At 76.6% G+C, this 14,441-nt stretch carries 2 protein-coding genes; one reads left to right on the top strand and one right to left on the bottom strand.

What is annotated here, in order from left to right; genetic code table 11:
- Window positions 1–630 (bottom strand): RsbRD N-terminal domain-containing protein (locus tag ON36_RS24255; RefSeq protein ID WP_043658115.1); only part of this gene is annotated, 630 nt, incomplete at its 3' end.
- A 270-nt stretch (window positions 631–900) separates the two neighbouring features.
- On the opposite strand from ON36_RS24255, the gene ON36_RS24250 reads away from it, so the two are divergent.
- Window positions 901–14,441 (top strand): non-ribosomal peptide synthetase (locus ON36_RS24250; protein WP_043658112.1); only part of this gene is annotated, 13,541 nt, incomplete at its 3' end.

The raw sequence follows: 14,441 nt of genomic DNA, 5'->3' as shown, positions 1-14,441 counted from the left end.
GAGGGTCCGCGCGGTGTCGGCGCCGCCGACGGCGGGCGGCAGCCAGATCTCCGCCGCCAGGTGCGCGCGGTCCAGCGGATAGCCGAGCGCGGCCTCGGCCGCGGCCACGTCGACGTCGCCGCCGGCCAGCAGCCGGGCCACCCACTGCTGGCGCGCGGCCTGCCTGCTGGTGAGCCAGCGGTCGCGTTCGGCGTCGTAGATGCGGCCGATGAGGTAGGTGATCCGGTCGAGGTAGACGCGCGCGAAGTCAAGCAGCTCGGCGATGCGGGCGGGCTGGTCGGGCCCCGGCACGGCCAGCACCTGCGCGATGCCGGTGCCGAGCAGCCGGTTCTGCCCGAGCCCGTAGGCGCGCAGCAGCACCGACATGGGCACGCCGCGCCGCGCCAGCGCCTGGGCGTAGGCCACCGCGCCCGCGGGCGGGCCGACCGTGGCCGGGTCGACGCCGGTGGCCAGCACGTGCTGCAGCAGCACGACGTTCTCGGCGATGCTGGCCGCCCGCAGACCGGCCAGGTCGGGATCGATGTCGATGACCGGCACGACCTGCTCGATCGTGCGGACCAGGTCGGCGGTCATCGACTCGCGCAGCGGCGCGAGCGCGCGCCCCACCCAGGCCAGGGATCCGTACGCCACCGCGACTCCCTCCGTTGACCAAGAACCGGTTCCCGGATTGTGCCACGCGCACAAATTCCGGACCGAGTTCGGTCCCGGCCGCGTGGAACGCCCCGTTTGTCTGGTCCGGAGGCCCCGTGCTGTGTTCTCATGTTCGCCGAACGCCCCTGTATCGACTCCTTCTTCGCTTGTTCGACACCGGTCGGCCACCCGGCGGACCCCGAATCTGGCCGGGTTCGCGGGTCAGGACGCACCAGCGGGCCGCACGTGAGAAGGATGTAGTAGCTCGAGATGGGTGATGTTCGCCGCGCACCGCGCAGCCGCAACCGCCGGACCGGCACCACGCTGTTCACCCAGCTGCTGACGGCCGCGGTCGACACCGACGGCGCGCGCCTCGCGGTGACCGATCCCGCGGGCGGTCGCGCGCTCACCTACACCGAGCTCGACGCGGCCTCCTCGCGGCTGGCCAGGGAGCTGCTGGCGCGCGGCGTCGGCCCCGGCGACGTCGTCGCGCTCGGCCTCACCCGGTCGATCGAGTCGGTCCTCGCCGTGTGGGCGGTCGCCAAGACCGGCGCCGCGTACGTGCCGGTGGATCCGCAGCTGCCCGCCGACCGCGTCGGCTACCTGCTCGCCGACTCCGGCGCGGTGCTCGGCCTGACCGTCGCCGAGCACCGGCCCCGGTTCGGCGCGGGCCCGGACTGGCTCGAACTCGACGACCCGGCCGTCCGCGAGCGCGTCGACGCCCTGCCCGGACACCCGGTCACCTACCTCGACCGCCCGCGGTCGCTGACCGGCGCGCACGTCGCCTACGTCGTCTACACCTCCGGTTCGACGGGCAGGCCCAAGGGCGTCGAGGTGACCCACGCCGGGCTGGCCGCCCTGGTGACCGCGACCCGCGCGCGCTACGCGGTCGGCCCGGGCGATCGCGTCCTGCACGTGTGCTCCCCGAGCTTCGACGTCTCGGTGCTCGAACTGCTCCTCGCCGCGGGCGCGGGCGCGACCCTGGTCGTGTCGCCGCCGTCGGTGTTCGGCGGCGCGGACCTGGCCGGGCTGCTGCGCCGGGAGCGGGTCACCCACCTGCTCATCACCCCGGCCGCGCTCGAGTCGGTCGACCCGGGCGACCCGGACGACCTGGACGACCTGCGCGTGGTCGTGGTGGCCGGTGACGCCTTCGGGCCCGCGCTGGTCGCTCGGTGGGCCACCGGCGACCGGGCCTTCTTCAACGGCTACGGGCCGACCGAGGCGACGATCCTGGCGACCGGCAGCGCGGCCCTGCGCCCGGGCGAGCCGGTGACCATCGGCACCGCGTTCCCCGGTGTCGGCGCGGTGGTGCTGGACGCGCGGCTGCGCCCCGTGCCCGCCGGGGTGACCGGCGAGCTGTATCTGTCGGGTCCGGCGCTGGCCCGCGGCTACCTGGGCAGGCCGGACCTGACCGCGGAGCGGTTCGTCGCGGCCACCTTCCCCGGCGCGGACGCGGCCGGCGCGCGCATGTACCGCACCGGGGACCTGGTGCGCCGCGCGGCGGACGGCGCGCTCGAGTACGTGGGCCGCCGCGACTTCCAGGTCAAGGTGCGCGGATTCCGGATCGAGCTCGGCGAGATCGACGCGGTGCTCACGGCCCATCCCTCGGTCGACTACGCGGTCACCCTGGGCCGGACGGCCGCCTCCGGCGCGACGCAGCTCGTGTCCTACGTCCTTGCCCGCCCTGGTGCCCGGCTCGACCCCGCCGAACTGACCCGCTACGCCGGCGACACGCTGCCCGGGCACATGGTGCCGTCGGTCGTCGTCGAGCTGGACGAGATCCCGCTGACCCCGAACGGCAAGCTGGACCGCGCGGCCCTGCCGGTCCCGGCGGCCGGTGCGGCCTCGCGCGCCCCCGAGGGCCCGGTCGAGACGGCCCTGGCCGAGCTGTTCGCGCAGGTGCTCGGTCTGGCGGAGATCGGCGCCGACGACTCGTTCTTCGCCGCGGGCGGCGACAGCATCCTGTCCATCCAGCTGGTGTCCCGGGCCAGGGCCGCGGGCCTGTCGTTCAGCCCGCAGGACGTGTTCGAGCAGCGCACGGTCGCCCGGCTGGCGCGGGTGGCAGTCACCGGTGCCTGCTCCGGTCCGGTGCTGGCGGAACTGCCGGGCGGCGGGGTCGGCGAAGCGCCGCTCACCCCGGTGCTCGCCGCGCATCTCGCGGACGGGCGGGTCCACGCGCGGTTCTCCCAGCAGATGATCCTGGCGCTGCCCGACGGCATCGACCGCGCGGGCGTGGTCGACACGCTCTCGGCGGTCCTCGACCACCACGACATGCTGCGCGCCTGCCTGCGCGTCGACGCCGACGGACCGCGCCTGCGCGTGCTTCCGGTGGGCGGGGTCGAGGTGGCCGACCTGCTCACCCGGGTCGAGGTGCCCGCGGGCCTCGACGCGGCGGGGCGCCTCGCGGCGGCGCAGTCGGCCGTGGACGCCGCCCTGGCGACGCTGGACCCGCAGGCCGCCCGCATGATCGCCTTCGTGTGGCTGGCCCGGGAGGACGGGCCGGACGCGCTGGTCGTGGCCGCGCATCACGCCGTCATCGACGGCGTCTCCTGGCGGATCCTGCTGACCGATCTCGTCACCGCCTGGTCGCGGTACGCGGCGGGGCTGCCGATTGCGTTGCCCGCGCCCGGCACGTCGTTCCGCCGCTGGGCGCACGCCCTGACCGAGGCCGCGCCCGCGCACCGCGACGAACTCGCGCACTGGCGGCGGGTGTCGGCGGTGCCCGACCCGCCGCTGGGCGACCGTGTCTTCGATCCCGCGCGCGACACGACCGGCACCGTCCGCACGTTCACCGTCACCGTGCCGCCCGAGGTGACCGGCGCCGTACTCACCGACCTGCCCGCGCGGTACCGGGCGGGCGCGGAGGACGCGCTGCTGGCCGCGCTGGCCCTGGCCGTCCGGACGTGGCGCGCGCGCCGCGGCGTGCGCACGCCCGCCACCCGGATCCGCCTGGAGGGGCACGGGCGCGAGCCGGTCGTGGCCGGCGCGGACCTCACCCGCACCGTCGGCTGGTTCACCAGCATGTACCCGATCGCCCTCGACCTGTCCGGGCTCGATCCCGCGGCCGTGTGGCGGGGCGGCGCGGCGACCGCGGCGCTGCTGAAGACGGTCAAGGAACAGCTGATCGCGGTGCCGCACAAGGGCATCGGGTACGGCATGCTCCGCTATCTGGATCCCGGGTCGGCGGGGCGGCTCGACGGGCCGCTCGCCCAGATCGGCTTCAACTACCTCGGCCGGGTCTCGGCCGCCGACGTGCCCGACGGCCCGGCCGGCGGGGGCTGGCTGCCCACCGACGACTGGGGCGAGCCGATCGCCCGCCAGGATCCCGCGCTGCCCGCCGCCGCCGTGGTCGACATCAACGCGCTCGCGGCGGTCGGCCACGACGGCACGCGGCTGCGGGTGTCGTTCTCCTACGCGAGCGGCGTCCTCGACGAGCCCGCGGTGCGCGAGCTGGCGGACTGCTGGACCGAGGCCCTCGGCCTGCTGGCCGGGCACGCCGCCGACCCGGCGGCCGGCGGGCTCACCCCCGCCGACGTGCCGTTGGTGCGGGCGACCCAGGACGAGCTCGACGCCTGGCACCGGGCACGGCCCGGGCTGGTCGACGTGCTGCCCCTGGCACCGCTGCAGGCGGGCCTGTTCTTCCTGTCGCAGGTCGCGCCGGAGGACCCGTACCTGGTGCAGCTGGCGGCGGAGCTGGCGGGCGCGGTCGATCTCGATCGCCTGCGGCGGGCCGCGGGCGTCGTGCTGGACCGGCATGCGATCCTGCGCGCCTCGTTCGGCACCACCGCCTCGGGCGTGCCGATCCAGTTCGTCACCGAGGGACTGCCGGTGCCGTGGCGGGTCGTGGCCGCGGAGGTCGCGCCCGCGGCGGAGTTCCTGGCCGCCGAACAGGGCATCGCCTTCGATCCGGCCGAGCCTCCGCTGCTGCGGTTCACCGTGTTCCGGCACTCCCCCGCGCACGCGCATCTCGTGCTGACCGCACACCATCTGCTGGTGGACGGCTGGTCCATGCCGCTGCTCATGCGGGACCTGCTCGTCGCCTACGCCGCCGACGGCGCCGTCGCCGCGCCGCCGGTCCGTCCGTACCGGGATCATCTGGCGTGGCTGGCGGGGCGGGACCGCGACGCGGCGGTCGCGGCGTGGCGGGCCGCGCTCGACGGCCACACCCCGACGCGGGTGGCCGAGCTGCTGCCGCCGCCGCGCGATCCGGAGCCCGGACACCGCACCAGCGTGGTCGACCTGACCGCCGGACAGGCCGAGGAGTTGGCGGCCGTCGCGGCGGCGCGCGAGGTGACCCTCAACACGCTGTTCCAGGCGGTGTGGGCGCTGGTGCTCGCCGACGCGACCGGCCGCGACGACGTCGTCTTCGGCGCGGTGGTCTCGGGCAGGCCCGCCGAGCTGGACGGGGTCGACCGGATGGTCGGGCTGTTCGCCAACACCGTGCCGGTGCGGGTCCGCTGCGCCGCCGACCTGCCGATCGCGGGCCTGCTCACGGCCGTCCAGGCCGAGCAGGTCGCCCTCCTCGACGGCCACCACCTCGGCCTGGCCGAGATCCAGCGGGCCGCAGGCGCCGACGAACTGTTCGACACGCTGCTGGCCTACGAGTCCTACCCGGTCGACACCGAGGGCCTGCGCCGCGGCCGGGACGCCCTCGACGGGCTGTCGATCGTGGACGTCCACGCGCACAACGCGACCCACTATCCGATCGCGGTCGGCGTCGAGGTCGGCGACGGCATCCGGCTCGGGGTGCAGTACCGGCCCGAGCTCGTCGACGCCGCCGTCGCGGCGGCCCTCGCCGACCGGCTCCGCGCGGCCCTGCACGCGATCGGCGGCGCGGGCCACACGGTCGGCGACGTGCTCGCCACGCTGTCGGCCCGCCGCGACGCGGTCACCGACATCGCCTACCGCCGGACCCTGCTCGCCGACCTCCCGGCCGACCCCGATCTGCCCGCCGACCGTCCCCGCCCCGCCGCGCCGGTCGCGGCCGACGAACGGATCGGTTCGGCCACGCCCGCCGCGCTCCGGGACCGGATCACCGCGTTCGCCCGGGCACACGACGCGCCGCCGATCGCGGTCGTCGCGGCCGTGTTCGCGCTGCTGCTGGCGCGCTCGTCGACCACCCGCGACATCGTGCTCGGCGTCCCCACGGTCCCCTCGGATTCCCCCCGGACGGTGGCACTGCGCGTGCGGATGTCCACGGCGGCCCCCTTCGACGTCCTGCTGCGCGAGGTCGCGACGGCGTACCGCGCGGCCGCGGGCCCCGCCGGGGTGCCGATCGCCGAGCTCACCGAGACAGCGGCGCGCGCGGCCTCGGTCCGCGTCGGGCCGCCCCTCGCCGACCCGACGCGGACGGCGGAGAATCCCGTGGGCGCCGTGCTCGCCCTCGACGCGCCCGACGCCGACCCGCCCGGCTGCGACCTGGCCCTGCTCTGCGACGCGGACGGCGCGCGCGTCACCGGGTTCCGCTACGCCTCGGCCCTGTTCGGCCGGGCCACCGTGGCCTGCCTCGCGGACCGGTTCCACCGCCTGCTCGCCGACGCCCTCGACCGGCCCGGCACGCCCGTCGGCGATCTCGAACCGCTGAGCGCCGCCGAACGCGCGGATTTGCTCACCGGGCTCGCGGACGGCCCGGACGCGGACGACGTCCCGGTCGCGCTGCTGCCCGACCTCCTCACGCGCGGAACGGCTTTCGGCGCCGGACGGATCGCCGTCCGTTACCGCGACCGGTCGATCACCTACGGCGACCTCGACGCGCGTAGCTCGCGGCTGGCGCGGGCGCTGATCGCGCGCGGGGTCGGGCCCGAGGTCCCGGTCGCCGTGGCGTTCCCGCGCTCCGCCGACACCGTCGTCGCCGCGCTGGCGGTGGCCAAGGCCGGCGGGGTGTACGTGCCGATGGACCCGGGTCACCCGGCCGAGCGGCTGCGCTACCTGGCGGCCGATTCCGGTGCGGCCCTCGGCATCACCGGCGACGCGCACCTGCCGCACCTGCCCGCCTGCGTCGCCTGGCTGTCCGTCGACGCGGACGCGGCGCTCCTCGCGGGGCTGCCGCCGGATCCGGTGACCGACGCCGACCGGCGGGCCGCGCTGCGCCCGGAGCACCCGGCGTACGTCATCTACACCTCCGGTTCCACCGGCCGCCCCAAGGGCGTCGCCGTCACCCACACCGGCCTGGCGCCGCTGCGCGACGAGGCGGTGCACCGCTACCGGCTGCGCGCGGAACACCGTGTCCTGCACGTCTGTTCGCCCTGCTTCGACCCGTCGGTGCTGGAATGGCTGTGCGCCCTGTCCACCGGCGCGACCCTGGTGATCGTCCCGCCGGAGATCACCGGCGGCGCCGACCTCGCCGCGCTGCTCGCGGCCGAGTCGGTGACGCACACGATCATCACCCCCGCCGTGCTCGGCACGCTCGACCCCGCCGCCGTGCCCGCGCTCGCGGTGCTGTCGGTCGGCGGGGACGTGACCACTCCCGAGCTGCCCGCGGCGTGGCAGCCGGGCCGCCGCTACCTCAACGGCTACGGCCCCACCGAGACCACGATCATCTCGACCTACGCCGAACTCGCCGCCGGGGAACGCATCACCATCGGCGCGCCCGTGCGCGGCACCGCCGCGTTCGTGCTCGACGAGCGGCTGCGGCCGGTCCCGCCGGGTGTCACCGGCGAGCTCTACCTGTCGGGTCCCGGACTCGCGCGCGGCTACCGCCACCGGCCGGGCACCACCGCCACCCGGTTCGTCGCCGCACCCTGGGGCGCGCCGGGCACCCGCCTGTACCGCACGGGCGACCTGGTCCGGCTGCTGCCGGGCGCCCGCGCGCTCGCCTACCTCGGCCGCGCGGACGACCAGCTGAAGGTGCGCGGCTTCCGGGTCGAGCCGGGCGAGGTCGACGCCGCGCTGGCCGCGCACGAGGGTCTCGCCGCCGCGGTCACCGTCGGCCGGACGACCCCGTCCGGGTCGACGGCCCTGGTCTCCTACGTGGTCGCGGCGCCGGGTCAGCCGGTGGACACCGGGGCGCTCGCGGACCACCTCGCCGCGCGCCTCCCCGGGCACCTGGTGCCGTCGGCGATCGTCGTGCTCGACGCGCTCCCGCTGACCTCCAACGGCAAGGTGGACCGCCGGGCCCTGCCCGCGCCGGTGGCCGGCGCCGTGCGCGCCCGTGCGCCGCGGGGGCATCGGGAGACGGTGCTGGCGGACCTGTTCGCGCGGGTGCTCGGCGTGCCCTCGGTCGGGGCCGACGACTCGTTCTTCGCCCTGGGCGGCGACAGCATCCTGTCCATCCAGCTGGTCTCGCTGGCCCGGGCGGCGGGCCTGATCTTCTCCACCCGTGCGGTCTTCGAGCACCGGACCGTGGCCGCGCTCGCCCGGGCGGCCGCGGCCGACACCGCCGCGCAGGCCGTGCTGTCCGAACTTCCCGGCGGCGGCGTGGGCGAACTCCCGCCGACGCCAGTGCTGGCGGGCTTCCTCGCGCACGGCTCCAGCGACCGGTTCGCCCAGACCATGGTCCTCGGCCTGCCCCCGGGGATCGACCGCGTCGCGCTGGTGGCGATCGTCGCGGCCGTGCTGGACCGGCACGACATGCTCCGCTCCCGGCTGAGCCCCGACGGCGGGCGGTTCGAGGTCCTGGCGCCCGGCGCGGTCGACGCGGCCGCCCTGGTGACCGAGATCGACGCGGGCGACGCCGAGGGCCCCGAGCTGACCCGGATCGGCAGCGCCGCGCTCGACGCGGCCCTCTCGGCCCTCGATCCGTCGCGGGGCGCGATGATCGCCTTCACCCACGTGCGCAGGCGCGGCGCCCGCGACGTGCTGACCGTCGCGGCCCACCACTATGCCATCGACGGCGTGTCCTGGCGCATCCTGATCCCCGACCTCGCGCTGGCCTGGGCGCACCACGACGCGGGCCGCGAGATCGTCCTGCCCGCCGTCGGCACGTCGTTCCGGCGCTGGGCGCACGGCCTGGCCGAGGCGGCCCGCGCGCCCGAACGCACGGCCGAGCTCGACCACTGGCGGCGCGTCCTCGACGCGCCCGATCCCCTGCTGGGCGACCGGGCGCTCGACCCGGGCCGCGACACCGAGGCCACCGTCCGGTCCCTGGACGTCGAACTGCCCGTCGACGTCACCGAGACCCTGCTGACGACGGTCCCCGCGCTCTACCGGACCGGCGCCGACCACGGCCTGCTCGCCGCCCTCGCCCGGGCGGTCCGGGCGTGGCGGGCGAGCCGCGGCGTCGCGTCCGACACCCTGCGGGTGCGCCTGGAAAGCCATGGGCGCGAAGAGGACACGGTCCCCGGCGCCGACCTGACCCGCACCGTCGGCTGGTTCACCAGCGTGCACCCGGTCCTGCTCGATCTCACCGGCATCCCGGCGCACGACGGCGGCGAGGCCCTGGCCGCGACCGTCCGGGCGATCAAGGAACAGCTCCTCGCGGTCCCCGGCCACGGCATCGGTTTCGGTCTGCTGCGGCACGCGAATCCCGCGACCGCCGACCGGCTCGCCGGCGATCAGGGCCAGATCGGCTTCAACTACCTGGGCCGCGCCGCCACCGGCACCGGCGGCGAGGGCGACTGGCTGCCCACCGGCGACCTGGGCGAGGTCGAGGTCTCCTACGACCCCGCCCTGCCCGCGCCCGCCGTCGTCGACATCAACGCCATCACCGTCGCCACCCCGGCGGGCCCGCGCCTGCGGGCGAGCTTCCGCTACGCCGCGGACATCCTCGGCGAGGCCGAGGTCCGGGAGCTGGCGGAGGAATGGACCGCCGCGCTGACCGCCCTGGCCGGGCACACCGGTCATCCGGCGGCCGGCGGGCCGACCCCGTCCGACGTCCCGCTGGTGCGGGTCACCCAGGACGAGCTCGACGCCTGGCGGGCCACCCGTCCCGGCCTGTCCGACGTGCTGCCGCTCTCCCCGCTGCAGCAGTCGCTGCTGGCGCTGGGCGAGCTGCTCGACGACGCGGTGCCCGCCTACGTCATCCAGCTGGTCGCCGAGCTCACCGGCGAACCCGACCTCGACCGCCTGCGCCGGGCCGCGCAGGCCGTGCTCGCCCGGCACGCCAACCTGCGCGCCGCCTTCGTCACCACCGCCGACGGCACCCCGGTGCAGGTGATCGCCGACGACGTGCGGGTGCCCTTCCGGGTCGTCGCCGGCGTCGCCGACGACGAGCTGCCCGCCCACCTGGCGGCCGACCAGCAGGCCGGTTTCGATCCCGCGACCGCCCCGCTGCTGCGCCTCACCGTGCACGGCGACGGGTCCGGGCGCGGCAGGCTCGTGCTCACCGGCCACCACATCCTCCTCGACGGCTGGTCCATGCCGCTGCTGATGAAGGAGCTGCTGGTCCTCTACGCCACCGGCGGCGACTACGCCACCGGCGGCGACTACGCCACCGACGGCGACGCGGCGCCGCTGCCGCCGGTGCGCCCCTACCGCGACTACCTGGCCTGGCTGTCGCGCCAGGACCGGGCCGCCGCCGAGCGGGCCTGGTCCGGGCTCCTGGCCGGCGTGACGCCGACGACGCTCGGCCCCGAGCTGACCTGGCCGCCCGCCACGGGCACCGGCTACGGCGTGTGCGAATTCCGGTTGCGCGCCGACCGCACGGCGGCGCTCACCGCCTTCGCCGCGTCCTCGGAGGTCACCGTCAACACGGTGCTCCAGGTCGCCTGGGGCCTGGTGCTGGCGGGCGCGACGGGCCGCGACGACGTGGTGTTCGGCGCCACCGTCTCGGGCAGGCCGCCGCAGCTCGACGGGGTCGGCGACATGATCGGCCTGTTCGTCGACGCGGTGCCCGTGCGGGTGCGCCCGGGCCGGGCGGACACCGTCGGCGCCCTGCTCGAGACCGTCCAGTCCGAGCAGGCGGCCCTGCTGGATCACCACCACCTCGGGCTGGGCGCCATCCAGCGCGGCGCCGGCCTCGGCGACCTGTTCGACACCATGCTGGTCTTCGAGTCCTACCCCGTCGACGCGGAGGGCCTGCGCGCCGCGGGCGGCGCCCTCGACGGGCTGCGCGTGGACGGGCTGAGCGGCACCGACCACACCCACTACCCGATCACGGTGCTGGTCTTCACCGGCGCCACCCTCACGGTCCAGGTGAAGTTCCGCCGCGACCTGGTCGCCCCGGTCACCGCCCAGGCGGTGACCGACCGGCTGCGCACCGTCCTCGACGACCTGGTCACCGAGGGCGCGACGACCCGGACCGCCGGGATCGCCCGCTCCTTCGACGCCGACACGGCCGACCCGATCACCGTCTCCCGCTACTGGCGGCGCGTCCTCGCCGACCCGCCGGGGCCGCTCGCCCTGCCCGCCGCGTCGGCGACCCGCGCGCCCCGGCGCGCCCGCCGCCGGTTCACCGTGCCGGAGGCGGTGGACCGCGACCTGGCGACCCTCGCCGCCGCGGCCGGGGTCACCCGGCGGGTGCTCCTGCGCACCGCCCTGGCCGTGCTCCTCGCCCGGCTGACCGGGACCGCCGACGTGCTGGTCACGACGGCGGGCGACGAGGACGACGCCACCGCACCGGCGCTCCCGCTGCGGACGCGGTTCGATCCCGCCACGCCGTTCCGGGACCTGCTCGAGCCCGCGCGGCGGGACGAGGCCGAGGCCGGGGCGCACGCCGTCCCGGCCGCCGCGATCGCGGACCTGCTCGGTGTGGAACGCGCCGCCCTGACCCAGGTCTCACTGGCCTTCGACGCGGCGGCCGACCCCGCCGCCGTCCTCGCGGTGGCCGTCCACGACACCCCCGCCGGCCCGGCCGTCGAGCTGTCCGGCCCCGGCGACCACGCGACCGCCGCCGTCGGACATCACCTGCGCGCCCTGCTCGGCGCGATCGCCCGCGCCCCGGGCACGCCCGCCGGTGACCTGCCGCTGTGCGCGGAGGACGAATACGCGGCCCTCGTCCGGCTCGGCGCGGCCGCACCGGCGCCCGCGACCCTCCCCGCGCTGCTGGCGCGCGGCACCGGCTTCGGCCAGCACCGGATCGCCGTGCGCGACGACGGCCGTGACCACACCTACGGCGAGCTGGACGCCGCCTCCTCGCGCCTGGCCCGGCTGCTCGTCGCCGAGGGCGTCGGCCCGGAGACCGTGGTCGCCTCGGCGCTGCCGCGCTCCTACGCCTCGGTGCTCGCCTTCTGGGCGATCGCCAAGGCGGGCGGCGTGTACCTGCCGGTCGACCCGACCTACCCCGCGGACCGGATCCGCCACCTGCTCGCCGACTCGGGCGCGGCCCTCGGCCTCACCCGCGCGGGCGTCGCCGGCCTGCCGGACGCGGTGCGCTGGATCCCGCTCGACGACCCGGCCGTGCGCGCCCGCGTCGCGCGCCTGTCGTCGGTGCGGGTGCGCGACCGGCACCGCCGCGCCCCGCTGCGCCCGGACAACACCGCCTACCTCGTCTACACCTCCGGGTCGACGGGCCTGCCCAAGGGCGTCGCGGTGACCCATGCCGGGCTGTCGGGACTGCTCACCCATTCGGCGGCCCTGCTCGGCCTGCGGCACGACCACCGCATGCTCCACGTCTGCTCGCCGAGCTTCGACCAGTCGATCGAGGAGATCGGCACCGCCTGCCATCGCGGCGCGACCCTGGTGATCGCCCCGCCCGGCACGGTCGGCGGCGCCGAACTGACCGACCTGCTGCGCGCGGAGAAGGTCACGCACACGATCATCACCCCGGCCCTGCTCGGCACCCTCGATCCGGCCGACCTGCCCGATCTGTGGTGCGTCTCCGCCGGCGGCGAGGCCACCTCGAGCGAGCTCCTGGCCGCGTGGCAGCCTGGCAGGCGCTTCCTCAACGGCTACGGCCCGACCGAGGTCACCATCGGCGCCACCTACGCCGAACTGACCGCCGGACAGGCGATCACGATCGGCGGCCCGGTGCCCGGCATCCGGGCGACGGTGCTCGACGCGCGCCTGCACCCGGTGCCGGACGGCGTCGCCGGCGAGCTGTACCTGTCCGGGCCAGCCGTGGCCCGCGGCTACCACGGACGCGCGGCCGCGACCGCCGACCGGTTCGTCGCGAGCCCCTGGGGCGACCCGGGCGGACGCATGTACCGCACCGGCGACCTGGTCCGGTGGGTGCGCACCTCGGGCGGCCGCGAGCTGGAGTACCTGGGGCGCGGGGACTTCCAGGTCAAGATCCGCGGTTTCCGCGTCGAGCCCGGCGAGGTCGACGCGGTGCTCGTCCGGCATCCGCGCGTGGACGCCGCCGTCACCGTCGGGACCGAGAACCCGGCGGGCGCGACCGTCCTGGTCTCCTACGTGACCGGCGACGCCCCCGACCCGGCGGCGCTGACCCGCTGGGTCGCCGCGGCGCTGCCCGCCCACCTCGTCCCCGCCGCGGTGACCGTCCTCGACCGGATGCCGTTGTCGGCCACCGGGAAACTCGATCGCCGCGCCCTGCCCGCCCCGGTCTTCGCCGCGCGCGACTACCGGGCGCCCTCGACCGAGACCGAGGAACTGGTCGCGCGGGTCTTCGCCGAGGTGCTCGGCGCCGACCGGGTCGGCGCCGACGACAGCTTCTTCGATCTGGGCGGCAACTCCCTGCTCGCGACCCGCGTCACCGCGCGGCTCGGCGCCGCCGCCCAGGTGCGGGTCCCGGTGCGGGTGCTCTTCGCGGCGCCGACGGTCGCCGGCTGCGCGCGGGAGCTGGCGCGGCTGAGCCGGGCGGGCCGCCGCCCCGCGCTGACAGCCGGACCCCGGCCCGACCGGATCCCCCTCTCGCCGGCCCAACGGCGCATGTGGTTCCTCAACCGCTTCGATCCCGACGGCGCCGCCTACACCATCCCGGTCGTGCTCGAGCTGCGCGGCGCGCTCGACGTGCCCGCGCTGGTCCGGGCGTTCGCCGATCTGGTCGACCGCCACGAGATCCTGCGCACGGTCTATCCCGCGATCGACCACGTGCCCGCCCAGGTCGTGCTCCCGGCCGACCACGCGGACGTGCCCCGGCTGGTCGTGGACGAGGCGGCGTCGGACGCGGCCGTGCCGGCGGCGCTCGGCGCGGTCTTCGACGTGACCGCCGGGGTGCCGTTGCGCGCCACCCTGTTCCGTCGCGGCCCGCAGGATCACGTGCTGGCGATGACCGTGCACCACATCGCCGGCGACGGGTTCTCCGCCGGGCCGCTGACCCGCGACCTCGTCACCGCCTACCTCGCGCGGGTGCGCGGGCGGGCGCCCGGCTGGCAGCCGCTGCCCGTGCAGTACGCCGACTACGCCCTGTGGCAGCAGGCCCTGCTCGGCGACGAGTCGGACCCGGATTCCGTGGCCGCCGAACAGATCTCGTACTGGCGCGAGGCCCTCGCCGGACTGCCCGATCAGCTCGACCTCCCGCGCGACCGGCCGCGCCCGGCGGTCCGGTCCGCCGCGGGCGGGCGGGTGCCCTTCGCCCTGGACGCCGCCACCCACGCCGCGCTGGCCGAGCTGTCCCGCGCGCACGGCGCCACCCTGTTCATGACCGTGCACACCGCGCTGGCCGTCCTGCTCGCCGGCCTGTCCGGCACCACCGACATCGCGATCGGCACCCCCGTGGCCGGGCGCGGCGAGGCGGCCCTGGACGACCTGATCGGCATGTTCGTCAACACCCTGGTGTTCCGCACGCGCGTCGACGGCGACCTCGGTTTCGCCGAGCAGCTGCGCGCGCAGCGCGCCGTCGACCTCGAGGCGTTCGCCCACGCCGACGTGCCCTTCGAGCGGCTGGTCGAGGTACTCAACCCGGCGCGCTCGACGGCCAGGCACCCGCTGTTCCAGGTCGGCCTGTCGCTCCAGAACCTCACCGAGACCCGGTTGCGGCTGCCCGGCGTCGAGGTGGCGGCCGTGGAACCGGACCGGGACCTGTCGCAGTTCGA

The sequence above is a fragment of the Nocardia thailandica NBRC 100428 genome, assembly GCF_000308795.1.
GTDB lineage: Bacteria > Actinomycetota > Actinomycetes > Mycobacteriales > Mycobacteriaceae > Nocardia > Nocardia thailandica.
This window is presented reverse-complemented; position numbering and strand designations above follow the sequence as displayed.